Annotated in this window: 24 protein-coding genes; 10 read left to right on the plus strand and 14 right to left on the minus strand. The window is 58.1% G+C overall.

Features of this window, described 5'->3' with window-relative positions; genetic code table 11:
- Nucleotides 1-9 precede the first annotated feature (9 nt).
- Together AWU82_RS14100 and AWU82_RS14105 are read left to right on the plus strand one after the other, a co-directional pair.
- Nucleotides 10-1053: an acyltransferase family protein gene (locus AWU82_RS14100; protein WP_064381063.1), complete on the plus strand. Its 1044-nt coding sequence runs from the start codon at nucleotides 10-12 to the stop codon at nucleotides 1051-1053.
- Between the two features lie 12 nt (nucleotides 1054-1065).
- Nucleotides 1066-2214: an SGNH/GDSL hydrolase family protein gene (locus tag AWU82_RS14105; RefSeq protein WP_064381060.1), complete on the plus strand. Its 1149-nt coding sequence runs from the start codon at nucleotides 1066-1068 to the stop codon at nucleotides 2212-2214.
- Between the two features lie 3 nt (nucleotides 2215-2217).
- Here AWU82_RS14105 and AWU82_RS14110 read toward each other — a convergent pair whose 3' ends face one another.
- Both AWU82_RS14110 and galU read right to left on the minus strand, forming a co-directional pair.
- On the minus strand, nucleotides 2218-2625 hold the full coding sequence (locus tag AWU82_RS14110; RefSeq protein WP_039772767.1) for a phosphohexomutase domain-containing protein: 408 nt from the start codon (nucleotides 2623-2625) through the stop codon (nucleotides 2218-2220).
- A gap of 46 nt (nucleotides 2626-2671) precedes the next feature.
- On the minus strand, nucleotides 2672-3505 hold the full coding sequence (gene galU, locus AWU82_RS14115) for a UTP--glucose-1-phosphate uridylyltransferase GalU (RefSeq protein WP_011335161.1): 834 nt from the start codon (nucleotides 3503-3505) through the stop codon (nucleotides 2672-2674).
- A 380-nt stretch (nucleotides 3506-3885) separates the two neighbouring features.
- On the opposite strand from galU, the gene galE reads away from it, so the two are divergent.
- The 6 genes from galE to AWU82_RS14145 all read left to right on the plus strand — a co-directional run bounded on the left by galE (nucleotide 3886) and on the right by AWU82_RS14145 (nucleotide 10085).
- Nucleotides 3886-4902, plus strand: coding sequence for a UDP-glucose 4-epimerase GalE (gene galE, locus AWU82_RS14120; RefSeq protein ID WP_039772766.1), 1017 nt, complete (start codon nucleotides 3886-3888; stop codon nucleotides 4900-4902).
- A gap of 227 nt (nucleotides 4903-5129) precedes the next feature.
- Entirely contained in the window at nucleotides 5130-5366 is a 237-nt protein-coding gene (locus AWU82_RS14125; protein WP_003226528.1) for a hypothetical protein, read from the plus strand.
- A 90-nt stretch (nucleotides 5367-5456) separates the two neighbouring features.
- Nucleotides 5457-6572, plus strand: a complete 1116-nt coding sequence (locus tag AWU82_RS14130) for a polysaccharide biosynthesis/export family protein (protein WP_176243895.1) — start codon at nucleotides 5457-5459, stop codon at nucleotides 6570-6572.
- An 11-nt stretch (nucleotides 6573-6583) separates the two neighbouring features.
- Nucleotides 6584-7249, plus strand: a complete 666-nt coding sequence (locus AWU82_RS14135) for a YjbF family lipoprotein (protein ID WP_084776947.1) — start codon at nucleotides 6584-6586, stop codon at nucleotides 7247-7249.
- 29 nt (nucleotides 7250-7278) lie between these two features.
- On the plus strand, nucleotides 7279-8010 hold the full coding sequence (locus tag AWU82_RS14140) for a capsule biosynthesis GfcC family protein (protein WP_064381057.1): 732 nt from the start codon (nucleotides 7279-7281) through the stop codon (nucleotides 8008-8010).
- Complete coding sequence (locus AWU82_RS14145; RefSeq protein ID WP_064381054.1) at nucleotides 8007-10085, plus strand: YjbH domain-containing protein; 2079 nt, start codon at nucleotides 8007-8009, stop codon at nucleotides 10083-10085. Before AWU82_RS14140 ends, AWU82_RS14145 begins: the two co-directional genes overlap by 4 nt.
- 375 nt (nucleotides 10086-10460) lie before the next feature.
- On the opposite strand, the gene AWU82_RS14150 is transcribed toward AWU82_RS14145, so the two are convergent.
- From AWU82_RS14150 to AWU82_RS14160, 3 genes are all read right to left on the minus strand, one after another.
- The gene (locus AWU82_RS14150) at nucleotides 10461-11855 is read right to left on the minus strand and encodes an undecaprenyl-phosphate glucose phosphotransferase (RefSeq protein ID WP_011335155.1); all 1395 of its coding nucleotides are present in this window, start codon (nucleotides 11853-11855) and stop codon (nucleotides 10461-10463) included.
- Between the two features lie 382 nt (nucleotides 11856-12237).
- Nucleotides 12238-12897 carry a winged helix-turn-helix domain-containing protein gene (locus tag AWU82_RS14155; protein ID WP_064381052.1) on the minus strand — a complete coding sequence of 220 codons (660 nt, stop codon included), beginning with the start codon at nucleotides 12895-12897 and terminating at the stop codon, nucleotides 12238-12240.
- A gap of 291 nt (nucleotides 12898-13188) precedes the next feature.
- On the minus strand, nucleotides 13189-13929 hold the full coding sequence (locus AWU82_RS14160) for a winged helix-turn-helix domain-containing protein (protein ID WP_064381050.1): 741 nt from the start codon (nucleotides 13927-13929) through the stop codon (nucleotides 13189-13191).
- Nucleotides 13930-14435: 506 nt separating this feature from the next.
- On the opposite strand from AWU82_RS14160, the gene AWU82_RS14165 reads away from it, so the two are divergent.
- A complete protein-coding gene (locus AWU82_RS14165) occupies nucleotides 14436-15269 on the plus strand; it encodes an undecaprenyl-diphosphate phosphatase (RefSeq protein WP_064381048.1) in 834 nt (277 codons plus the stop codon).
- Here AWU82_RS14165 and AWU82_RS14170 read toward each other — a convergent pair whose 3' ends face one another.
- The gene (locus tag AWU82_RS14170) at nucleotides 15270-15650 is read right to left on the minus strand and encodes a DUF2388 domain-containing protein (RefSeq protein WP_064381046.1); all 381 of its coding nucleotides are present in this window, start codon (nucleotides 15648-15650) and stop codon (nucleotides 15270-15272) included. It abuts the gene before it with no gap.
- Nucleotides 15651-15725: 75 nt separating this feature from the next.
- Nucleotides 15726-16736 (minus strand): tRNA dihydrouridine(20/20a) synthase DusA, encoded by a 1011-nt coding sequence (dusA, locus tag AWU82_RS14175; RefSeq protein ID WP_084776943.1) that lies wholly within the window; start codon nucleotides 16734-16736, stop codon nucleotides 15726-15728.
- 102 nt (nucleotides 16737-16838) lie between these two features.
- On the opposite strand from dusA, the gene AWU82_RS14180 reads away from it, so the two are divergent.
- On the plus strand, nucleotides 16839-17963 hold the full coding sequence (locus tag AWU82_RS14180; protein ID WP_064384084.1) for a site-specific integrase: 1125 nt from the start codon (nucleotides 16839-16841) through the stop codon (nucleotides 17961-17963).
- Between the two features lies 1 nt (nucleotide 17964).
- Here the strand turns inward: AWU82_RS14180 and AWU82_RS14185 are convergent, their stop codons facing one another.
- The 7 genes from AWU82_RS14185 to AWU82_RS14215 form a co-directional block, all read right to left on the minus strand.
- Complete coding sequence (locus AWU82_RS14185; RefSeq protein ID WP_025111104.1) at nucleotides 17965-18240, minus strand: pyocin activator PrtN family protein; 276 nt, start codon at nucleotides 18238-18240, stop codon at nucleotides 17965-17967.
- Nucleotides 18237-18533, minus strand: a complete 297-nt coding sequence (locus tag AWU82_RS14190; RefSeq protein WP_064384083.1) for a hypothetical protein — start codon at nucleotides 18531-18533, stop codon at nucleotides 18237-18239. Before AWU82_RS14190 ends, AWU82_RS14185 begins: the two co-directional genes overlap by 4 nt.
- Before the next feature lie 64 nt (nucleotides 18534-18597).
- Nucleotides 18598-18891, minus strand: a complete 294-nt coding sequence (locus AWU82_RS14195; RefSeq protein WP_064381043.1) for a hypothetical protein — start codon at nucleotides 18889-18891, stop codon at nucleotides 18598-18600.
- Between the two features lie 15 nt (nucleotides 18892-18906).
- A complete protein-coding gene (locus AWU82_RS14200; protein WP_064381042.1) occupies nucleotides 18907-21702 on the minus strand; it encodes a toprim domain-containing protein in 2796 nt (931 codons plus the stop codon).
- Nucleotides 21703-21706: 4 nt separating this feature from the next.
- The gene (locus tag AWU82_RS14205) at nucleotides 21707-21940 is read right to left on the minus strand and encodes a hypothetical protein (protein ID WP_064381040.1); all 234 of its coding nucleotides are present in this window, start codon (nucleotides 21938-21940) and stop codon (nucleotides 21707-21709) included.
- A gap of 72 nt (nucleotides 21941-22012) precedes the next feature.
- Nucleotides 22013-22378: a hypothetical protein gene (locus AWU82_RS14210; RefSeq protein WP_064381039.1), complete on the minus strand. Its 366-nt coding sequence runs from the start codon at nucleotides 22376-22378 to the stop codon at nucleotides 22013-22015.
- Nucleotides 22375-22854 (minus strand): YmfL family putative regulatory protein, encoded by a 480-nt coding sequence (locus tag AWU82_RS14215; protein WP_064381036.1) that lies wholly within the window; start codon nucleotides 22852-22854, stop codon nucleotides 22375-22377. The genes AWU82_RS14210 and AWU82_RS14215 overlap by 4 nt, the downstream gene beginning before the upstream one ends.
- Between the last annotated feature and the right edge of the window lie 15 nt (nucleotides 22855-22869).

The following is a 22869-nucleotide window of genomic DNA, read 5'->3' on the forward strand; positions in this document are numbered from 1 at the left end:
GGGTGCTTTATGTCGAGCAAGAAAAAGTCCCTGGAGATCGAAACCCTGCGTGGCCTGGCGTGCCTGTTGCTGGTGCTCTATCACGTGATCGGGCCGTTGGGCGGTGGTTTGAAAATCGACATCGGCTCGCCGTTCCGGGTGATCGCCGATTCGATGGTGTACGTGCGCATGCCGCTGTTCACCTTCATCTCCGGCTACATCTATTCCCTCTACAAGATTCGCGGCAATGACTTTTCCGTGTTCTTCAGCGGCAAGGTGCGACGCCTGATCGTGCCGCTGTTTTGCGTGGGTGTGCCGTTCTCGGTGTTGCAGGCGGTGGGGCCGGGGGTGAACAAGGACGTCAGCGTGATGGATGCGCTGTTGTCGTTCTATGTGCCGATCAACCACTTCTGGTTCTTGCAGGCGGTGTTCATCATCTTCATGTTCGTCGGCCTGCTGGAATGGCGTGGGCTGCTGCGTACACCGACGCGCCTGTATCTGCTGTTCGCCTTCGCGGCGGCGGTGTTCCTGTTGCCAGCGTTTCCGGTGGATGCGTTCGGTATCAACGGGGCGATTTATCTGCTGCCTTTCTTCGTGGCAGGCATGATCGGCCAGGAGAAAGTCAGCGAGCTGAAGCAGACGTTCAAGGTGATCGGCCCGCTGGTGTTTGTGCTGATCTCGCTGACGCTGCTGTACGTGGCGGCGGTGGATCGCGAGCTGATTGTCGACCGCCGCAGCCTGATCGGCCTGACGGTGGGCTGCGTGTCGTGCATCGCGTTGCTGTCGAGTGACATGCGCTCGAAGGCGCTGACCTGGCTTGGCGGTTACTCCTACGCGATTTTCCTGTTTCACGTATTGTTCGCCGCCACGTCGCGTTCGATCCTCGGCCGCCTGGGTGTGAAAGACGAAAGCGTGCTGGTGTTCTGCGGTTTGACGTGTGGTTTGCTCGGGCCGGTGGTGTTGTCGATGATTTTCAGTCGGTTCAACTTCACTTCCGTGCTGTTTCTCGGCGAACGTGCGGCGACGAAAAAGAAACCGGCGGCAACTATCGCTCCGGTGGCGCAGACCCGATGAAGGAAGCGATTCATGCTGGCTGTTGATGAGGTGCCGCCGGTGGCGGCGTCGGTGGTGCAGGTCGGCGACGCTCGCGAGCGGTTTGGCCAGTGGCGCGAAGGCAAGGCTGGCAAGGTGTTGTCGATCTCGGTGATCGGCGACAGCTACAGCGCGGGGCAGGATTTCTACCTGAACAAACTGGTGCAGCGCGTGGCCGGGGAGGTCGGGTTTGCCGGGCCGGGCTACGTCGGCTTTAACCACGGCGCAGCGCTCGGCGGTACGCATTTCAAGTACACCCGCAGCAGTGAGAAATACTTCGGCGGCGACTGGCAGGTCTCCGGCCTCGGCCAGGCCAGCCCCGACAGCCGTACGGTGACCGGCCGGCCCGGCGCCTGGCTGCAAGTCGAGGCCAGCCCGACGCCTGCCATCAACACCGCGGTCACTCAGGCGAAACTGCTCTACCTCGGCAACGGTGAGTCCAGTGAGTTGCGTTATCGCTGGTCACCCTCCGCCGACTGGCAGCCGTTGAAACTCGCGGGCGAGGGCGTACAGGAAGTCCCGCTGCCCGGTACGTCGGCCGCGACCGATTGGGCGTTCAGGCTGGAAGTGGTGAAAGGCGCGCCGACCCTGTTCGGTCTGTGGCTGAGCAACGATCAGAACGGGGTTCGGGTCTCGAAACTGGCGGCGTCCGGCGCGGCGTCCGCTGATTTCTATCACGACGATGCTCGCTGGCAGGCGCAGTGGAAAGCCGTGGTATCGAAGATCCCCGCAGACATTTACCTGATCATGCTCGGTGGCAACGATCAGGGTTTTGGCGTGAAGCCCGAACAGTATCTGCATAACGTTCAGGGGCTGGTCGGCATGCTCCGCGAGATTCAGCCGGCGGCAAGCATCAACCTGATCCTGCGCCAGGACACCACCCGCTCCAGCGCCTATCCGATGTCGGCTTATGCGCAGGTCATCGAGCCCTGGGCCCGTGAGCAGCATCTGGGTTATGCCAATCTGCAATGCGCGTTCGGCACCGACGTCAAACGCTACGCGGCGGCCATGATCGGGCCGGACAAGATTCATCCGCTGCCGGCCACGGGCGGGCGGGTGATTGCCGATTACTTCTATCGCTGGGTCGTGGGCGGGCAACAAAAAGTCTCGCCACAGGACAGCTGTGGCGAGACTTCGAAGTAGCCGTCAGTTATCGAACAGATCCAGATGGCTCAGCAGTTCTGCGGTTTTCTGCGGCATCAACTGCGTCACGCAACGGGTTTCCACGTTGACGATGATCGCCGGGTCGTTGCAGCAGATCCGCACCCGAAAACGCCAGTCGCTGAAGATCATCTTCAGGCCGTCGCGGTCATCGACCTCCAGCGCCTGCTCGCCGTAAATCCGTTTCAGGTGGGCGAGCAGGGGATAGGGATCGCGCATCGGTCGGCGTATGTCCCCGGACGAGGGAAACACGCCGAGGCGGTCGACCAGCAGCAGGGTGCCCAGCCACGGGCCATTGGCGCTGGGCAATGGCTGATGGCGGGATAACCAGCTCATCACCCCGAGGTTGTCCACCTCACGTTCAATCTCTGCGGAATGTTGTGCAATGTTCATGGTTGCCTCGTTGGATGTGCGTGCTGCGATGGATCAGTGGGGCCGCTCAGCGGCCCTTCAGGTAAACGTTTTCGTAGCAGAAGTTGGTCGCCTGCAGGTAACCCTCGGCGTCGCCGCAGTCGAAGCGCAGGCCCTTGAATTTGTAGGCCAGCACGCAACCGTTCTGCGCCTGTTTCATCAGGGCGTCGGTGATCTGGATTTCGCCGCCCTTGCCCGGCTCGGTGTCGGCAATCAGGTCGAAGATGTCCGGTGTGAGGATGTAGCGGCCGATGATCGCCAGGTTCGACGGTGCGTCCTGCGGGGCCGGTTTTTCCACCATGTGGTTGACCCGGTAGATGCCCTCGGAAATTGCCTCGCCGGCGATCACGCCGTACTTGTGGGTCTGGTCGCGCGGGACTTCCTGGATGGCGACGATCGAGCAGCGGAATTTCTTGTAGAGCTCGATCATCTGCGTGAGCACGCCGTCGCCTTCCAGGTTCAGGCACAGGTCGTCCGCCAGCACCACGGCGAAGGGCTCGTCGCCGATCAACGGGCGGCCGCTGAGAATCGCGTGGCCCAGGCCTTTCATTTCCACCTGACGGGTGTAGGAGAAGGTGCAGGTGTCGATCAGCTCGCGAGTGCCGGCCAGAAACTTCTCTTTCTCGGTGCCACGAATCTGGTGTTCGAGTTCGTAGCTGATGTCGAAGTGGTCTTCCAGTGCGCGCTTGCCCCGGCCGGTGACGATGGCCATGTGTTGCAGGCCGGCGTCCCGTGCTTCTTCAACGGCGTATTCGATCAACGGTTTGTTGACGATCGGCAGCATTTCCTTGGGCATGGCTTTGGTGGCCGGCAAGAAACGCGTGCCATAACCGGCAGCGGGGAACAAACATTTACGGATCATAAAAGTTTCCTGGTCATTCATGGCGCACTGCCATCGTTTATTGCAATAACGAAAGGTTGCAAGTTATTGAAGCTGTACTTTAATACCTGACTCGGGAGATGAGTGGCAAATAGCAATGAGTGTAAAACACGACAATGTTATGAGATGTCGGTTTGACAGTTATTGGTTATTTTTAGTCGGCATCCGTTGATAGTGATGAATGCGCGGGAGTGCTAATAAGTACCAGGCAATACAGTTTGGCTTGTAAAAATATTTATAGCCAGTGATTGAACTGTTTTTGTTTCTGGTTGTTGTCGCGCTGTTTGTGTGAATCAAGACACACATTAAACAAACAGCGCTTGACACGCGAGTTGGCACTTTTCCCACTTATGGACCGCGCTATGAAGATTCTGGTAACGGGTGGCGCCGGCTATATCGGCTCGCACACCACACTTGCACTACTTGAAGCAGGTTATGAAGTTGTAGTTCTGGATAATCTTTGCAACAGCAGCGACGCCGCCTTGCACGCGGTGGAAGCCATTTGCGGCAAAAGTGCGCTGATGATTCGCGGGGATGTCTGTGACCGGGCCCTGCTGGACCGGATTTTCCAGCAGCACGCCATCGATGCCGTGCTGCATTTCGCCGGGCTCAAGGCTGTCGGTGAGAGCGTGCGCAAGCCGCTCGAATACTACGAAACCAACGTCAGCGGCAGCATCACGCTGTGCCAGGCGATGGCAGCGGCGGGGGTGTTCCGGCTGGTGTTCAGCTCGTCCGCCACGGTCTACGGCGAGCCGGCGCAGATGCCGATCCGCGAGGATTTCCCGACCGGCACTCCGACCAATCCCTACGGCCAGTCCAAGCTGATCGTCGAGAACGTGCTGCGCGACCTGTGCCAGTCCGAACCGCGCTGGAGCATCGCGCTGCTGCGCTACTTCAACCCGATCGGCGCGCATCACAGCGGCCAGATGGGCGAAGATCCCAACGGCATTCCCAACAATCTGGTGCCTTACATCAGCCAAGTGGCGGTCGGCAGCCTCAAGGAATTGTCGATCTTCGGCGACGATTACCCGACGGTCGACGGCACCGGCGTGCGTGATTACATCCACGTCGTCGATCTGGCGGACGGGCACTTGAAAGCCCTGCAAACCATCGCAGACCGCACTGGCATTCATACCTGGAACCTCGGCACCGGCGACGGCTACAGCGTGTTGCAGGTGCTGCGGGCTTTCGAACAGGCCTGTGGGCAGCCGGTGCCTTACCGGGTGATGCCACGGCGTTCCGGGGACATTGCCGAAAGCTGGGCCGACGCTTCGAAGGCGGCGAAGGAACTCGGCTGGAAAGCCACGCGCAACTTGCAGGACATGGTCACCGACACCTGGCGCTGGCAATCGAATCATCCCCGGGGTTATCAGGGATGATGGCGTTTTAGTGCAATGTTAGTTTCAGTCAGGTTGTTAGATATCGTCGGGAAATTAGACTGGCAATGCCTTTTGCAAGTCCGTAGATATAAACCTGCCGTTCGACTTTTATCAGTTGCGTAAGACTGTGAAAGAACAACGGATCTTGTTCGCGCTTTTTGCGACTTGAACTCTACCACCTCTAACCAACACCCGATGTTCAGGTGCGATGTTAGAAAGGAGTTGATATGAAGAAAGTGATGGCGATCGCCCTGTTGACGATGTTGAGCAACTGGGCCTCCGCAGCTGAAGCGCCGCTTACAGCAGTGACCAATGTATCTGGCAGTGTCGCGGCTTCTACAGCGCCTGCTGCCAGTACTGCCATGGTCGCCAGTGCTGTAGCGGCGTCCAACAGTGGTGGAAGTGCCAACGGCGGTACAACGGGTACCACCGGTACCACGGGTACAACCGGCACGCACAACTAACTGAAGTATCTGTTGGTGCAGTACAGGGTCGCCCGACGAAAGTCGGGTGACTTTGTTTTTGGATTCGCCCTTGAATAGCGTAGTGCCATTATGACCCGTCGTTTTTCTCTTTTATTGTTGGCAAGTATCGCTTTGCAAGGTTGCATGTTCTCCCCCGGCCAATACCTGAGCACCAGTAGCATCACGCGCCAGGGCGCCAGCGAAAGCAGCCGGGTCGAGCTCATTCCGATCACCCCCAAGCTCATCGCCATGAACCGCGCCACGTACAAGCGTGAGTCGGTGCCGGCGGAGTTGTTGGCGACCCCGGCCGAATACCGCATCGGCAGCAACGATGTCCTGTACATCACGGTCTGGGATCATCCCGAGCTGACCGCCCCTTCGGGTGCGCAGCAGCAGATCGACGCCAACGGTCGTCTGGTGCGTTCCGACGGCACCTTGTACTACCCGTACATCAAGGAAGTCCAGGCCGCCGGCAAAACCATCCAGCAACTGCGCTCGGACATCGAGCAACGCCTCTCGGCGTTCATTGCCGAGCCACAAGTGGATGTCGCGGTGCTGCGTTTCGCCAGTCAGAAAGTCGTGGTCTCGGGCGCCGTGGCCAAGGCCGGCCCCCAGGCGATTTCGACCAACCCGCTGAGCGTGGTCGAAGCCCTAGGGTCGGCCGGTGTCGATACCAACAATGCCGACTTGTCGGGGCTGATGCTGACGCGCAACGGGCGGGTCTATCCGCTCAATCTCGATGCGCTCAATCAGCAGGATTCCGAATTGCAGAACGTCTACCTCAAGGGAGGCGATCAGCTGTATCTGCCGTACAACGACAACAAGCGCATCTACGTGATGGGCGAGGTCAACCAGCCCCGTGCGCTGAGTTTCAAGACCGCCACCATGAACCTGTCCGACGTGCTCGGGTCGGTCGGCGGCTTGAGCCAGACCACCTCCAACGGCAACGCCGTGTATGTGATTCGCGGGGTGGAAAACCTCGACGTCGAGCCGGCGAAAATCTATCAGCTGGAAGCCGAATCGCCGACCGCCATGGCGCTCGCCTCGCACTTCGAAGTCCGGCCCCAGGACGTGGTCTACGTCGGGCCTGCCAACGTGACTCGCTGGAATCGCCTGATCAGCCAGTTGGTGCCATCGGCATCGATTGTCGGGACGGGGGCTTCCGCTGCGAAGAACTGGAGCGAATACAGTAACAACAGCAAATAAGGCCGCCGACTGTGAAAACGTTGAAAGTGGGCGTGTGCCTGATGGCGGCCGTGTTGCTCAGTGGCTGCAATCCGCTGATGAGCGCTTCGTTGAACAACCTCAAGTCCGCCGTCATCGGGCCGGATGAACTGGACGTGTCGGCGGAGCAGGTCGCGGGGGTCAAGTATCCCCAGCTCAAACTGACCACGCCGTCCGGTTCCGGGGTGTTGGCGCTGGTGCGCGAGCGCGAGGACCTGCAGTTCTGGGTCGCCTCCGGCAAGCAGGTGCTGCTGATGCGCGACGGCCTGGCCATGCGCACTGTCGGCCTCGGCGTGGACGGCGATCTGGACGGCACGCGCCTGTCCGATGACTCGCCATTCAAACAGGGCCTGCATCGCATCACCGACGGCTACACAAGCCGCCGCTGGATCGACCTCTACAAGGGCCAGGAAGTCGGGATCATCGTCAACAGCCGCTTCTCCCGAAAGTCCCTGGAAACCCTCGACATTCTCGACAAGGAATACTCCGTGCTGCGTGTCGACGAGCAGATTGACGCGCCGGCCATCGGCCTGCGCGCAACCAACCGTTACTGGGTCGATCCGGTGGACGGTTTCATTGTGCAGAGTGAACAGCAACTGACCTCGCAGTTGCGGGTCAGGATCGTGCAGCTGACCCCTGACCGCAGGCATCTGCCGTGAAGCGGCTCAGAGCGCTCTCGGCGTGTTTGATGTTACTCACTGGGATCAGCGAGGCAGCAGTCATCGTCAGCGGTGATGTCGCCAACCCGGGCCCGATCGAATTGCCGGCGGGCGGACGTTTGCGCGATGTGATAGGCGAAGCCGTGCCGAATGCCGAAGGCTACTGGCTGGCGGGCGTCCTGTTGCGTCAGTCGCTGCTGGAGGAACAGACGCGGCTCAAGGTCGGCGTGCTATTCGATCTGGATGTGCTGCAGCGCATGGCGATGCTGTTCGACAAGCCGAGTCGTGCGGCGCTGGCACAACGACTGGCCGAGCAGGTCCGGCAGATGCCGGTGACCGGACGGCAGATTGCCGATCTCGATCCGGTGGCGGTGGAAGTCGGCTTCGCCCGCAACATCCGTCTCGACGATGGCGATCAACTGATCTACCCGAAACGGGTCGACGAAGTCGAAGTGCTGGGCGCCGTCGCCGAGCCGTGCCGCTTGCCTTATCAGCCGTTGCAGGAGGCCCGCGAATACCTGCAGGGCTGCACGTTGCTGACGGCGGACGCCGATGCCGACTACCTGTGGCTGATCCAGCCCAACGGCGAATCGCGGCGGGTCGGCATCGCCCACTGGAACCGCGAGAGCGGGCAGATGCCCGTGGCCGGCAGCAAGATTCTGGTGCCGGTGAAAAACGATGATCTGGATCCGCCTGTCCCTGAACTGAATCAGCAGTTGGCCGAATTGATTGCCACGCAGTTGGCTGAGGTGGTTCGTTGAATTTGCGTTTTGCAGCTGTGTTGTTATTGCCGTGTGGCCTGGTGCATGCCGAGCCACGGATTACCCAGAATGACTTCGGCGGCGTCGGTCTGTTGCAGACCCCGACCGCGCGCATGTCGCCCGCCGGTGAGTTGAGCGTCAACGCCAACCGCACCGAGCCGTACAGCCGATACAGCGTTTCGTTGCAGCCGCTCGACTGGCTGGAAGGTTCGTTTCGCTACACCGCCATCACCAACCGTCCGTACGGTTCCGAAGCGCTGAGCGGCAGCCAGAGCTATAAGGACAAGGCGGTCGACGCCAAGGTCCGGCTGTGGCAGGAAAGCCACTGGGCGCCGGAAGTGGCGCTGGGCTTTCGAGACATCGGCGGTACCGGTCTGTTTGCCAGTGAATTCTTCGTGGCCAACAAGCGCTGGGACAATTTCGATTTCAGCGCCGGCATCGCCTGGGGTTACATCGGCAATCGCGGCGATGTCGACAACCCGTTGGGTTCGATCAGTGACCGCTTCAACACCCGCCCTGACCTGGAGGGCACCGGTGACGTCAACGCCGGCTCGTACTTTCGCGGCAAACCGTCGTTTTTCGGCGGCGTGAGTTACCAGACACCCTGGGACCGTCTCAGCCTGAAACTCGAATACGAAGGCAACGACTACAAGCACGAGCCCAAGGACAACATCATCAAGCAGGACTCGCCGATCAACCTCGGCGCGGTGTTCAAGGTGACCGATTCCGTCGATGTGAGCGCGGCCTGGGAGCGCGGCAACACGGCGATGTTCGGCATCACGTTCCACACCAATTTCGTCAGCCGCAAGGCCCCGGCCAAGACCTTCGACCCACCGGCCGAACCGCTGCCGGCGAAGGCGCCGAGCACGACGATGGAGGAGGTCAATTGGGCCGACGTGTCGCGCCGCTTGCAGCAGAACGCCGGCTACAAGGTCGAGCGCATCACCCAGCGCGATTCCGAACTGATCGTGTACGGCGAGCAGCAGCGCTATTTCCATTCGCCCAAGGCTGTCGGCCGCGCGAGCCGGATCCTCGACAACAGCGTCAACGACGACATCGACTGGTTCACCGTGGTCAACAAGCGCTACGACCTGCCGCTGGAAGAAACCAGTGTGCCCCGGCAGACCTTCCGCGAAGTGATCAACAACGAAGAGCCGCTGGAATCGCTGCACCGCACCACCGAGATCAACCCGGCGATGCCGCGCAACGAGAAAACCCTCTACACCGAAGCGCCGCAGCACTTCAATTACGGCGTCGGTCTGGGCTTCAAACAGAACGTCGGCGGCCCCGATGGCTTGCTCTATCAGTTCACGGCGGATCTGGACGCCGAATACCGCTTCAACCGCAACACCTGGTGGAACGGTCTGCTGAGTCAGAACCTGATCAACAACTTCGACAAATTCACCTACGACGCCCCCAGCGGCCTGCCGCGCGTGCGCACTGACTTGCGTCAGTACCTGACCACGTCGGACACCACCATGCCGCTGTTCCAGGTCAGTCATGCCGAGCAACTGGACAAGGATTTGTACGGCATGGTCTACGGCGGTTATCTGGAATCGATGTTCGCCGGGGTCGGGGGCGAGGTGCTGTTTCGCCCTACCGGCAAGCGCTGGTCGATCGGTGCGGACCTGAACTACGTGCGGCAGCGTGAATTCGACCAGGGTTTCGGCCTGCAGGATTACTCGGTCTGGACCGGTCACATCACCGGCTACACCGACCTGCCGTTCGACACGCTGGCCGCGGTCAGCGTCGGCCGTTACCTGGCGGGCGACTTTGGCGGCACGGTGGATATCTCCCGCGAGTTCTTCAACGGCGTACGCTTTGGCGCCTGGGCGACCATCACCACCGCCGGCAGCGCCGAGTATGGCGAGGGTAGTTTCGACAAGGGGCTGTACCTGTCGATCCCGTTCGACGAAATGATGAGCATGTCGACCATGCGCCGCGCCAACCTGGTGTGGGCACCGCTGACCCGTGACGGTGGCGCGCGGCTCAACCGCAGCTTCCAGCTGCATTCGATGACGGACAGTCGGGAAGGGGACATGTTCTACCGCAACTTCGGGAAGATTACCCAGTAGGTTTGGGGGAAGGGCAGTTAAAGCGGGAGCCTGATGGCTCCCGTTTTTGTTTGTGGTGAAGGGTGATCTTGATGCAGCCGTGATTGCTGTGGGAGTCGGTGTGTTCCAGGTTCAAACCTGATGTTGAATGATCCGGCGCCTTCGTCGGATCGCCGCCCGGACCAAGCCCGCTCCCACAAGTTTCGAGGAGTGGCGAAGATTACGGCATCACCTAAAAACCTGTGGGAGCGGGCTTGCCCGCGAAGGCGTCCGCTCAGCCGACATCAAATCATCAGACTTTCCTTGGCCGCAGAGCCCTCCGCCAACCCCCAAATCCCGCCCACAAAAAAGGGGACTTTCGTCCCCTTGCGGTGTTGCCTCCTCAAGCCCTGCGTCTCAGTAAATATCCTTCGACAGCAGGGTGAACGGCGTCTTCACCAGGATCTTCACATCCAGCCACAGCGACCAGTTGTTGATGTACTTCAGGTCGATCTCGACGCGCTTTTCCATCTTGTCGAGGGTGTCTGTCTCACCCCGGCAACCGCTGATCTGCGCCAGGCCAGTAATGCCCGGTTTGATTCGGTGACGGGCCATGTAGGCGAGGATCTTGCCCGAGTAGTAGTTGTTGTGCGCCACGGCGTGCGGGCGTGGGCCGACCAGCGCCATGTGGCCTTGCAGCACGTTGAACAGTTGCGGCAGCTCGTCCAGCGAAGTGCGACGGATGAAGCGACCGACTGGCGTGATGCGCGAATCGTTGCGGCTGGCCTGTTTGACCTCACGGTCATCGTGCACGCGCATCGAGCGGAATTTCCAGACCTTGATCACCTTGCCGTTCCAGCCGTGGCGATCCTGCTTGAAAAACACCGGGCCCGGCGAGGTGAGCTTCACCGCCAACGCCACGGCCAGCAGCACCGGGCTCAACAGGATGATCGCCAGCAGGGCGACGGCTTTTTCAACAAGGCTCTTGCTCAGCGCAGCGGTCGGGCGGCTGGTCAGCGGGCTTTCATTGAGGTAGATCGCCGGCAGACCGTCCACGACTTTCACCGAGTGGTTGAGCAGCGTCAGGCTGTTCAGGTCCGGCACCCAGACCACGTCAACGTTGGCATCCAGCAAGTCCACATACATGGCTTCGATCTTGGCGGCTTCCGACAGCGGCAGGGTGATGTACAAGCGGCGGATGTCGTGGGTCTGGATCAGCTCGAGCAGTTCGTCCTGAGCGCCGACAACGCGCGGGGCGTCCGCTTCCAGCGACGGGGTATCGCCGTTGCTGACCAGGCCGACCAGCGGCAGGTTTTCGTGCTGGCTCAATTTCTTCGCCAGGCCCAGTGCCAGTTCGCCGGTGCCGACGATCAGGGTCTTGTGTTCGCTTTTGCGCGACCGCTGGTAGAACTTCGAGAACGCATGCAGCGGTGCGTACAGCAGCGCCTGACCGAGGAAACCGTACACCGCCCACTCAAGGATGACCTGGCGGGAGAACAGCGCATCGGCCTTGCAGATGAAGGCGATGAACGCCAGCCCGGCCATGGTCATGAACCAGCCCATGAACAGTCGACCCAGCCCGGTCAGGTAATTGTCTCGCTTTCGATACGCGCCGCTGAAGGTATAAGCCGGCACCGAGGCCAGTACCGCCAGGATCGTGCACATCCGATAGTAGAACTCGACGGTGCCCGTGTGCTGTTCGGCCAGTATGAACAACAGGGAAACAATGAAACTCTGTGCCAGCGCCCATTGGCCCCAAAAGGTCAGTCCCTTGAGGCCGGTGTTTCGATTGATACGAAGAGAAAGATCCATACGATATCCCCAAAAGACGTCCGTTCAGGTTTCGACAGTAGAAAACCGAGTTGTTAAGCAGACTTGTTATTGTTGTTTGAGTCAGTGTCCTGAGGTAACAACGCCGGAATGCGGAACTGTCGTCAGTCAATAGACTAAGTTATTGCCGGGGATGCTGTCTGACGAGTTCTAACAAGATGGCACAGTGCCAACTTATTTAAATTTCCAATATTCAAACGTTAGAAAAGGTCGAAAGGCAGGGGGTGAATAATCAATATTGTGTTTGCTATCGTAGGTGGGGTCAGGAGGCGGGTGTAACCAGGGAGGGGTGAAACCAAACAGAGTGCTTTTTTATTTTTGTAATCGCACTTGTATCTGTTTGTCTTGTAGTGGGGGATGTTGTTTAGGCAACAACTTCCTGGATCAGGCAATAACCGCGATTGCGCACGGCACGAAACAATCGTTCACCGTTGCTGGCGTTCTTGAATTTGTCTTGAAGACGGCTCAGGCACATTTCCAGTCCCCGGTATTGCTCCGGCTCGCGGCCGATGCTGAGGATCAGATCGTCGCGACTGACAACACGATCTTCATGGTGCAGCATCTTGCGCACCAGTGCGGTTTCGAGCCCGGTGAGACTGATCTCGACACCCTCTTTCGTCAATGCACCCTGATCATTGTCCAGATGCCAGGCTTCAGTGCAGGGCGAGTCGGATTCGATCGTTCGGGAAGTGTCAGTGGGATTTTCGGACATGGCCGTGGAATTGTGGAATGAATGCGCCGATTGTGCTGCCAGCCATTCCGATTCGAGGGTGGCCAATATGCGCTGGGTATCATGTTCAATGCTGGGTGCGACATGCTTCCTTGTGCCGCGTGGGTAAGTGAACTCCATCAGCATCGGAGTGGAAGAGGGCGAAGCAACACCTTCAATAAACATTTGTGCCTGAGACGTGCCAAACGAATTGAAACGCTCACTGGAGAGAATGCTCTCGAGTTCGCGCTGCGACGCTGAGCTGTTAGTCACGACAACAAAGTATTTTCTTGGGAGGGTCGTGCTGGTTTCCATGTCTCTCTCCTAAAGTACACACCAAATTTGGCGAAAAAATAATGGCAGGCGAGCAATGTTTTCCTCGGAATTAATCGATCAGGCAGGGTCTGGGCCCAAAGATGGCCTCGATAAGTTCCACTCGGTCTGCGTTAGAGTAATGGTTTATTGTTATGTTTAAGTGTTGCAGCGCTCATGCAATTGACAGCTTTTTATTAGATATGTGACGCGGTTAAAACTATGAGAAAGCGGATATTTGAAGCGTTGCATCAGACGTTCCCTCGTATGCTGCAAAAGAGTGTTTTCCCTGAATCAAGGAGTTGAGATCAACCCCCTCATCAGACGATAGCCATACCCGCGAATGCTCTGTATGGCGTTCGTACCGTACACGTCCTTGATTTTCCCACGCAAGCGGCTGATGGATTTTTCCAGCGCCCGAGGGTCGTAGAAATGGGTGTTGAGCCCCATGATGCCGGCGATTTCATCATGGCTGAGAATGTGATTGCCGGTCTGCGCAAAGGCTTGCAGGATCTTCATTTCGGCAAAGGAGATATCGAGTTTCTTGCTGGTGTCCGAGAGGCAGATGCGGGTGGGATCCAGCACCAGGCTGATATCGCGTTGCCATTCTTCACTGTTGAAGAACTCGCCCAGCAGTTCGGCGCTTTCATCGGACAAGGTATTGAGTTTGATACAGAAGTCGGCACCGGCCAGGAAGTACTTGATCTTGTTGAAAGCGCCGCGGCCGGTGATTACGGCACAAATGATCGGCTTCAAGTTGTCGCTGCGCAGGTTTTCCACCAGTGCCAGGTTGTCTTCAAGAGCCTGAGGGCTGTCGATGACAATGAATATGGCTCGATACAAACCGTGATATTCATTTGGCTGATATGAACTAGCGTAAGAGCCAGTTTCAATGGCCAGATCAGTCTGCACATGCTTCGTGATTAGCGCGCTAAAGTGTTCAGCCACGCCACGGGTACGACCCAGAGTGAGAACACCTGGTTCGTCGCTTGTGCGGCGCGGACTTCTAGTCGCTAAGTTACCTGTGAGCATCATGCATTGACTCGAAAAGGTGCTGACATCGGGATGTTAAAGCACCGGTTCTCATCTGTGACTGACAATTGGTAACATTTGCGCGGATTTTAGACGTGGCTCCCGAGTTTTCTAACAATAATTAAGCTTTTCAAGCTTTTAGTTGATTTTTTCGGGGCTGTGAACTAACGGAATTGAGGTCGTTAGATGGTGGCAATATGGAACGGTGCCACTATTTTGTAATTATCGCGACCTGTTTTAATGTCCCTTGGCCATCACTCAACTGCATACGTATCAGAGCAGTGTGAGGTGGGTCACATTTTATGGTGAGGCCTGTGTTTTGGCTATAACGTCGACAAGTTCACATGCGGACGTTTATTAACATGCCTTGAGTGTGGCTTTTGATAAGACATATTCTCCGTCCCCGAGTCGGGCAATGGGTGCGCATCTGCCAATTGTTTTACTTCAGATACTCAATGCCTGAATGCATTTAACAGGGCGCCCGCAAAGAGCGCTCTGACGGAGGATTAATGGATTTACTGACCTTGTTCAAGGTGCTGATTCTTGGGGCGGTAGAAGGCCTGACCGAGTTCCTGCCCATTTCCAGTACGGGCCACCAGATTATTGTTGCCGACTTGCTGGAGTTCGGCGGCGAACGCGCCATGGCGTTCAATATCATCATTCAACTGGGCGCCATTCTGGCCGTGGTCTGGGAGTTTCGCCCGAAGATCTTCGAGATCGTCAAAGGCCTGCCGACCCAGAGTAATGCCCAGCGTTTTACCCGTAATCTGCTGATCGCCTTTTTCCCGGCGGTCATTCTCGGCGTGTTATTCGCCGACACGATTCATGAATACCTGTTCAACCCGATCACCGTTGCCGTCGCATTGGTGGTGGGCGGCATCGTGATGTTGTGGGCCGAGCAGCGCGATCATGTAGTGAGTGTCGACCATGTGGACGACATGAAGTGGGCCGACGCGCTGAAGATCGGTTGCGTACAGTGCCTGGCGATGATTCCGGGCACGTCGCGCTCCGGTTCCACCATCATCGGCGGTTTGTTGTTCGGCCTGTCACGCAAGGCCGCCACGGAGTTCTCGTTCTTCCTGGCAATGCCGACCATGGTCGGTGCTGCGGTGTATTCCGGCTACAAGTACCGCGAACTGTTCCAGAGCAGCGACCTGCCGGTCTTCGCCCTGGGCTTCGTCGTAGCGTTCATCTTCGCGATGATCGCCGTGCGCGGCCTGCTGAAGTTCATTGCAAACCACAGCTACGCCACTTTCGCCTGGTATCGGATCGGCTTCGGCTTGCTGATCCTCGCCACCTGGCAATTTGGTTGGGTCAACTGGACGGCTGCGGCGGCAAGCTGATTACTGACTGCTGAGCAGCGCAGCGACGGCGAGGTCATTCAATTCAGAGTCGGGCGAATCCTGACGAAACCGCTGCAACGCCGAGGTGAAATACGCGGCTTGCAGCACGCCGTCACTGGCGAGGAAATAACGTGCCGCTTCAATTTCCTCTACCGAATACACACGTTTTTTCAGTCCGGAAATGTCCGACATCCCGTCGACTGTGACCATCGTCGTCGTGAAAACCAGAAAACCAGACATCTGGGTAGATTGAAAAGGGCCATTTTCCCCGTTGCCGCACCCCTTCGCAAAATCACAGGATGCATAGGCGCTTGCAGAGAGAGTCGAGAGTAAAGCGAGGAGGGTGAAACGCTTGAATAAAACACAGCTGAACGTGGGCATAACCAAAAGACATCCTGTCAGTACAGCAAAACACCGGGCAACGCTCATTCGTTGCCCACACGCTCCAAGCGTCGATCAACGCCCGGCCAGCAACTCCGCCGCCTGATCCAGCAACGCCAGCGGATCCTTGGCCTTGTGGATATCCACCGACAACAACTGACGAAACTTGCGCGCCCCCGGGAACCCGGTGCCCAGGCCCAGCACATGCCGGGTTATGTGATGCATCGCGCCGCCGGCCAGCAAATGCTCGGCTATATAAGGCCGTAACTGCGCCAGCGCCTCGGCCCGGCTGATCACCGGCGCGCTGCTGCCGAACAACTGCTGATCCACCTCGGCCAGCAGATAAGGATTGTGATACGCCTCGCGCCCCAGCATCACGCCGTCAAAGGTCTGCAAGTGCTCATGGCAGGCCTCCATCGTCTTGATCCCGCCGTTCAGAATGAACTCCAACTCCGGAAAATCCGCCTTCAACCGCGCCGCCACGTCATAACGCAACGGCGGAATGTCACGGTTCTCCTTCGGCGACAACCCCTCCAGAATCGCAATCCGTGCATGCACCGTAAAACTGGTGCACCCGCCATCCCGCACCGTGCCGACGAAATCGCACAGCTCCTCATAACTGTCCCGCCCATTGATCCCGATCCGATGCTTCACCGTCACCGGAATCGACACCGCATCCCGCATCGCCTTCACACAATCCGCCACCAACTGCGGATGCCCCATCAGGCACGCCCCGATCATATTGTTCTGCACCCGATCACTCGGGCAGCCGACGTTCAGATTCACCTCGTCGTAACCGTGCTCCTGCGCCATGCGTGCGCAAGCGGCCAGATCCAGCGGAACACTACCGCCCAACTGCAACGCCAGCGGGTGCTCGGCTTCGTTGTGACGGAGGAAACGTTCGTGATCGCCGTTGAGCAGAGCGCCGGTGGTGACCATCTCGGTGTAGAGCAGGGCGTTTTTCGACAGGATGCGCAGGAAGTACCGGCAGTGGCGGTCCGTCCAATCCATCATGGGCGCAACGGAGAACCTTCTAGACAGCGTAGAGCCTGTGTTTGTTGGGTATGTAGCTGAATTCTGTACCATTTTGCTCTACGTGTTCTAAGCCGGTTTCAGGGGGTAAATAGGCGTTTTCTGAGTTCGGTTGGTACAATGTACCAACCACTTTTCAAATTGTACCAGTTGACTATGGCCACGATCAGAGCACGGAAACGCACCGACGGCAGCACCAGTTACACGGCACAGATACGCCTGTTTCGCGATGGGACGCAAGTTTACCAAGAGAGTCAGACCTTCGCCCGAAAACAGGCCGCACAGGCTTGGGTGCGTAAAAGAGAAACCGAACTGGACGAACCAGGTGCGATCGAGCGGGCAAACCGAACTGGTGCGACGATCAAGGAAATGATCGATCGGTACTTGGCCGAGATGACCAAGGCGCGCCCTCTCGGGAAGACGAAGCTCGGCACGTTGAAGGCGATCAGCGAATCCTACCTAGGGAAGTTGAACGACAGAGATGTGGGCAGCCAGCACCTGGTTGAATATGCGTTATGGCGCATGGGCAAGGAGGGCGGGGGCGTTCAGCCTCAAACCGCCGGCAACGATCTCGCACACCTGGGCGCGGTTCTCTCGATAGCTCGGCCCGCTTGGGGGTATGAGGTGGATCCGCACGCAATGGCGGACGCCCGCCGAGTGTTGAAAAAGCTCGGTTACAACATGAAAAGCCGCGAGCGCGATCGCCGGCCCACCTTGGAAGAACTCGACAAGCTGCTGACGCACTTTCGAAGTATTCAAAGCCGTCGTCCGACTTCTATCAACATGCTAAAGCTGACTGGCTTCGCGTTGTTTTCCACGCGTAGGCAAGAAGAGATTACCCGGATCCGGTGGGATGACTTAGATGATGCAGGTCATCGGGTTCTGGTTCGTGACATGAAGAACCCTGGGCAAAAAATCGGTAACGACGTCTGGTGTCATTTGCCGCCTGAAGCATGGGAGATCCTTCAGACCATGCCTAAAGTGTTGCCTGAGATCTTTCCTTACAGCGCTGAATCCGTGTCGACGTCCTGGACAAGGGCCTGCAAAATCCTGGGCATTGAAGATCTGCACTTTCACGATCTGCGCCACGAAGGCGTCAGTCGTCTTTTTGAAATGGATTGGGACATTCCGCGAGTGGCGAGCGTTTCGGGCCATCGAGACTGGAACTCAATGCGCCGTTATACCCACTTGCGCGGGCGAGGGGATGTTTATGCAACTTGGGAATGGTTCGAGCGCATCCTGCAGGCGCCCGTAAAACTGGGCGCCAAAACGTTGAGGTGAATTAGCTGCTGCGCGGCGCGCTATTCAGTTGGTTACTTTCTTTGACTGCTGCGGCGCGCTGTTCATCGAGGTAAGCCGAAAGATCCGCAATATGGACACCTTTCGCACTTTTCTGGCTCGGCTCCATACGAGTAATTGGGAGCTTTATCTGCCCAGCACCTACTTTGCGTTGAAACATATCCGTTGTCAGGTGGGTGAAATAGTCCTGGCACACTCGATCCAGCGGAATTACCACTTGGCCATTGTATTGAGCCATCAGTACGAACAGCGTTTTCATAGTGCGATACCTTCGAGTGAGTAAGTTCGATCAATTGGGGGGCGGTCTGCTGTTGAATTGCCTGCCAGTAGTTGAGCGACAACAGCGAACTCTGCCGCATCGATGTCGCCCAACTCCTTGGCGAAAGTGGTAAGGCATTCAAGCCGGATCCGCGCTGCTTCAGTTTTCCGTACGCGATAATCAAACAGCGCTGTCCCTACGATTCTGATAGCCATCAGATGCCGTGCATGCGGGTCACTGTTGTTGAGTGTGTTAGCCTTTAGATCACTGCTGCTTTGGTGCGTTGCTTCCATGGTGTTGCCCTCAGTGATGGTTGATGTCGGGGAGCTGCAACTCCTCGACATCACTTCTATTCCGTCAGTCTCGACGGGCCAGGTGAATAACCAGATCAGCGTAATTCGGGTCTTCCTCGGTACAGGGTTGCCATTCCAGTACGCTCAAAATCTGCTGTGGGCTGCATGAGTCCACCAGGATTTCGCGCTGGCCACCTGCAGCACGAACTTCAAGAATCTGCAGCAGCCCGTCCTCGCCATAAGCCCCGGCTTGAATCACCGGCTGGCTTTTCCCCAACGCATTCAGGCGATCGATGATCTCTTGCAGCTTGTTCGTGTTGCCGTCGCCGGCATTACCCATAAAGACTTGGATTTGCATCGATGTAGCTCCATTTCACGCTTTGAAGATCCAGCACTTGACCGTCGTCGGACGGCCTGGCGCCAGTGGGGTTTTTGCGTTCAGCGCCGCACGTACCGCGCTGTGCACGGCCTTGTTCGCGTCCAGAAATTTGTGCGAACGGGATTCTTTGAGCAGGTCGCGCAGGGTGGCTACGTCGGCCAGCTTCTGTTTGTGTTCGGTGGCGCGTTCGCTGAATTCGTTGAGGTTGATCGCGATGACGCTCGGGTCGCTGCTGTGGTCGACCACCGGGTCTTCGCTGAGCGACTGGAGGTAGTCGTACACCTCCCAAAACTCGGCCACCGCCGGATGGTCGGAGCTGATCGAGGCCTGGCGCTCGATGGCCATGCGCACGATCTGGCGCTGAGTGGCGGCGACCTTTGGCTCGTCCAGTTTCAGAATCAGGCGCAGGGCATCGAGCAGCGACAGTAGCTGCGCATGGTTCTTGCTGATCCGCTCAACGCGGATGTACCCGCGCAGGTCGTATCCACAGCTGCTGCAGTTGCCTTGTTCATTGGGATACTCCGTACCGCAGGCAAAGCAGTGGGTGTGCAAGCGGCGCAGCCTGGCTTCGTGTTCGGGCATGCGTTGGGCGAACAGCTCGAGCACAGCTGATTCCTTACCGACAGCCCGAATCAGAAAGTGGCTCAGCGTGCCGCCGTCCAGGGCGTTCAGCTTGTCCGCTGCAGCGCGGCTTTGCGGCGTCACTGTCGGCCGGATGAAATGCAACTTCACGATCCGGGTCATGATCGCCTCATGGGCGACCACGGCCGCGTTTTGGCTGATGGCGATCGTCCCGCGAAACGGCGGTTCGTAGGTTTCGTTGCCGGCGGTCTTCACACCCTTGGTGGCCAGCGTGCCGCCGCCGTAGAAGTCTTTGAGCTCGTCCCATTCGAAGGTCTTGGCGTGGGATCGATCATCGCCGTGGCGATCGGCTTCCAGAAACACCACCGGCATGCCCGACACCTGGCCCATCAACCGCGAGCGACCGGCTTTCGTCGACTTCATTGGGTCAAAGCCTTCGTAGCCTTCACGGCCGAGCAGTTTCCACAACAGGTTGAGCAGGGTGGTTTTGCCGGCGCCGGCCTCGCCGGTGGCTTCCAGAAACGGAAACGACTGGTAGCGTGCACGGATCTGCTCGCAGAACAACGAGCCGAAAAAGAACACCAGTGCTACCAGGCCTTGGGCACCGAAGCAGGTCCACAGCAAAGGCAACCAGGCTTCATTGAAGTCCTTACCGTCACGCTGCAGCTTGATGGGTACGCCTTTTTGCAGCGTCTTCAGACGCAGCTTGCCGAACTCGAAATAGTCCTCGCTATTGACCTTGTAGGTCGTGCCGTCCTTGATCGCCAGATCGCCGTAGACGTAGCAGCCGTATTCCTTGCTGTAGCCCACGTAGTCGATCGTCGACACGGTTTTGATGCCGAACAGTTGGTCCTTCATCAGCTTGTCCAGCTGCTGACCGCTGCCGGTGTACATGGCACCGGCGGCCATGCCGAGCAGGCGTTTTTTGAATTCGCTGGCCGCTGAAAGCTGGCCGCTGGTGAAGGTGTTCTTCACGCTCTCGGAGTCGTGCGGGAAATCGACGCGCAGGTAATACCAGGACTCGTCCGTCACTTCGTTGCGCTGGAAATACAGGGCTTGCGGGTAGCAGTTGGCAATCTCGACCACGCTGCCCGATTGCTGGAGCGCTTTCTCGCGTTGCTGTGCTTGGTTGAGCAACTGGTCGTCGTGGTTCTCGCTGTCCTCGATGTCCTGCATTGCTCGGTTGAATTTCTCCATGTCCAACTTGAACCAGTACAGGCGACTGCCGAAGCCCAGGTGGAATTCACCGCGCTTGTTCCAGTCGTACATCAGCAACGCTTTTTCAGCCGCGCTTTCGGCCAGCAGCAAGGCGCCAAGGTGGCGTGTCTGTTTCAGATCAGCCGCGATCTGGTCGGCGCGTTGGCTCTCGTCTTCGATGAAACTCCAGCGCTGATGCAGGTCGTTCCAGTCGGTTTTGCGGCCGTCACGCAGAGGGATCTGCGCCGCCTCACAGACGAACCCCAGCGCTCGCGCCTGCTTCGCCCAGCGTTTGGTGTAGGCATGGGCGCCCGACTCGTTGTCGAGTGCCCAGACCAGCTTGGGCAACTTGCCTTCACGGTCACGGGCTAGCGCTCGCAACGACTCTTCAGGAAAGGCGTTCGAGGACATGGCTGACACTGCGACGATGTCGTTGTGCACCAGGGCGATGGCGTCAAAGATGCCTTCGACAATCCAGACTTCTTTCGCCTCCAGAAGGTCCACGCAGGGCGGGCACCACCAGACGCCTCGATAGCTGTCCTTGGATTTGAACCGGGCTTTCATCTTGCCGAAGCGATGCGGCCGATCGATCAGGCGTTCCCACCAGCCGCCTTTGTCCAACGCGAAGCGCACGGTTGCGCTGCCGGCGTTGTGGTCGGGGGAGTAAAAGCTTTCCTGGGTGAACCAACCCTGGATCAGCTCAATGCGAAAACCCCGGGCGAATTCCAGGTAGGCACGGGCTGTCGCGTTGGGGTGTTGGTCAGTGGCCGGCGCGCGTTTGCTCCAGTCTTCGAACAGGTCTTCGTACAGCTCTTTCACATGTAGGGTGTGAGCGCATTTTTCAGGTCTACCGCAGATAACCAACCACGGAGCATCAAAACGGGTGTACAGCGTTTTCTGACGGCACTTCGGGCAGGTGCCGCCGCGCATGTAGTCAGTGCTCGTCCGATGCTTGAGCCCGTAATCGGTTTTCAGGCGCTCGATCACGTCGCTGCGCAGTTGCTCTTTCATGGGGTTACTTCGCTTTCTTGAGGCAGTAGGAGAGGGCGCCAATCAGGTGTTTCTGAGCGGCCATCACGGGGCAATGGGCGAGGATTGAGCCGTGGCGCAGACCATCGGGAATCAGGCGGAACTGGTCTGCGTACCAGAGTTCGTTGAAGCTGAGACGGTACTGCTCGCGCAGGTTGGCCAAGAGCGCTTGAGCCTCTACGGGCGTCAGTTTTGCGTTGATGTTCAGGGCGTTTTCCATCGTCAAACCTCAATTTCGGGCGCAGCTCACCCAAACCCACGGGAATGGGTAACGGGGATTTTTGGTTAGGTGTTAGGAAGCGGTGATGCGAAAGCGCCCGTTATCGGGAGCAATGAGGATGCGTTCGTAAATCAGGCTGACCGGGATTGCCCAGGCGTTGCCGGTGGCGGTATCGAAAATCACGGTGTGCGTTGATGTGCTGTTGATGACATCCAGTCGCTGCCGATCGCTGACCGCTGACATTTCACTGTTGGCCAGATGCACCAGGCGTTCGGCGTGCTGCGGCGTGGCGTTGTAATCCGTTACAAGGTGCTGAACAGCCCGTTTGAACAGTTGCTGATCGTCGCCCAGGTGTTCGCACTGATGACGTCCAAGAAACGCAAAAGCCGCTGTTTTGAGCATGTCCTGATACTCCTGTACGGCAGGCAGATTGTTCATTGGTTTTTCCCTGGTTTGGCGCGGTACAGGTCGATAGCGGCCAGCACTTCAGCGTGACGTGCGGCCATGTGAAGGTTGTGAGCGGCAAGGATGTGTTCGGCTTCATCCATGCTAATAGAACCGTCTTCCAATGCCTGGGCGATCGCCTGGTCAACGCAACCGCGCTTGGCCGATACCTGCACCGACCGGGCATACAGTTCGACGTTGTCCAGCTTCTCCGGGTCGGCAACGGCCACAAACAAACCGCCATACATTTGCGCCACGTAGTTCGGAAAATGGGTAGTGCCGCTGGCTTGCTCCAGCATGTAGACCTGGACATCCGTCAGTGGGCTGCAACCGGCATTCTCGTAGGCGTGGTTGTCGAACTTTTTGAGTTTCATTCCCAAGCGAGCAGCAGCGCCTTCGCGTCCCTCGGGAAAACGGCGAATGATCTCGCGCATTGCTTCCTTGCGCGTCTTTAGAACTGGGCTTTTCATCTTCTACTGTTCCCT

It is taken from the genome of Pseudomonas glycinae, from assembly GCF_001594225.2.
Classification (GTDB): Bacteria; Pseudomonadota; Gammaproteobacteria; order Pseudomonadales; family Pseudomonadaceae; genus Aquipseudomonas; species Aquipseudomonas glycinae.

Excerpts from the sequence above, each read along its gene's own strand:
- AWU82_RS14100 (WP_064381063.1), top strand. The coding sequence starts at position 10 with ATGTCGAGCAAGAAAAAGTCCCTGGAGATCGAAACCCTGCGTGGCCTG.
- AWU82_RS14105 (WP_064381060.1), top strand. The coding sequence starts at position 1,066 with ATGCTGGCTGTTGATGAGGTGCCGCCGGTGGCGGCGTCGGTGGTGCAG.
- AWU82_RS14110 (WP_039772767.1), bottom strand. The coding sequence starts at position 2,625 with ATGAACATTGCACAACATTCCGCAGAGATTGAACGTGAGGTGGACAAC.
- galU (WP_011335161.1), bottom strand. The coding sequence starts at position 3,505 with ATGATCCGTAAATGTTTGTTCCCCGCTGCCGGTTATGGCACGCGTTTC.
- galE (WP_039772766.1), top strand. The coding sequence starts at position 3,886 with ATGAAGATTCTGGTAACGGGTGGCGCCGGCTATATCGGCTCGCACACC.
- AWU82_RS14125 (WP_003226528.1), top strand. The coding sequence starts at position 5,130 with ATGAAGAAAGTGATGGCGATCGCCCTGTTGACGATGTTGAGCAACTGG.
- AWU82_RS14130 (WP_176243895.1), top strand. The coding sequence starts at position 5,457 with ATGACCCGTCGTTTTTCTCTTTTATTGTTGGCAAGTATCGCTTTGCAA.
- AWU82_RS14140 (WP_064381057.1), top strand. The coding sequence starts at position 7,279 with ATGTTACTCACTGGGATCAGCGAGGCAGCAGTCATCGTCAGCGGTGAT.
- AWU82_RS14150 (WP_011335155.1), bottom strand. The coding sequence starts at position 11,855 with ATGGATCTTTCTCTTCGTATCAATCGAAACACCGGCCTCAAGGGACTG.
- AWU82_RS14155 (WP_064381052.1), bottom strand. The coding sequence starts at position 12,897 with ATGGAAACCAGCACGACCCTCCCAAGAAAATACTTTGTTGTCGTGACT.
- AWU82_RS14160 (WP_064381050.1), bottom strand. The coding sequence starts at position 13,929 with ATGATGCTCACAGGTAACTTAGCGACTAGAAGTCCGCGCCGCACAAGC.
- AWU82_RS14165 (WP_064381048.1), top strand. The coding sequence starts at position 14,436 with ATGGATTTACTGACCTTGTTCAAGGTGCTGATTCTTGGGGCGGTAGAA.
- AWU82_RS14170 (WP_064381046.1), bottom strand. The coding sequence starts at position 15,650 with ATGCCCACGTTCAGCTGTGTTTTATTCAAGCGTTTCACCCTCCTCGCT.
- dusA (WP_084776943.1), bottom strand. The coding sequence starts at position 16,736 with ATGGTACAGAATTCAGCTACATACCCAACAAACACAGGCTCTACGCTG.
- AWU82_RS14180 (WP_064384084.1), top strand. The coding sequence starts at position 16,839 with ATGGCCACGATCAGAGCACGGAAACGCACCGACGGCAGCACCAGTTAC.
- AWU82_RS14185 (WP_025111104.1), bottom strand. The coding sequence starts at position 18,240 with ATGAAAACGCTGTTCGTACTGATGGCTCAATACAATGGCCAAGTGGTA.
- AWU82_RS14190 (WP_064384083.1), bottom strand. The coding sequence starts at position 18,533 with ATGGAAGCAACGCACCAAAGCAGCAGTGATCTAAAGGCTAACACACTC.
- AWU82_RS14195 (WP_064381043.1), bottom strand. The coding sequence starts at position 18,891 with ATGCAAATCCAAGTCTTTATGGGTAATGCCGGCGACGGCAACACGAAC.
- AWU82_RS14200 (WP_064381042.1), bottom strand. The coding sequence starts at position 21,702 with ATGAAAGAGCAACTGCGCAGCGACGTGATCGAGCGCCTGAAAACCGAT.
- AWU82_RS14205 (WP_064381040.1), bottom strand. The coding sequence starts at position 21,940 with ATGGAAAACGCCCTGAACATCAACGCAAAACTGACGCCCGTAGAGGCT.
- AWU82_RS14210 (WP_064381039.1), bottom strand. The coding sequence starts at position 22,378 with ATGAACAATCTGCCTGCCGTACAGGAGTATCAGGACATGCTCAAAACA.
- AWU82_RS14215 (WP_064381036.1), bottom strand. The coding sequence starts at position 22,854 with ATGAAAAGCCCAGTTCTAAAGACGCGCAAGGAAGCAATGCGCGAGATC.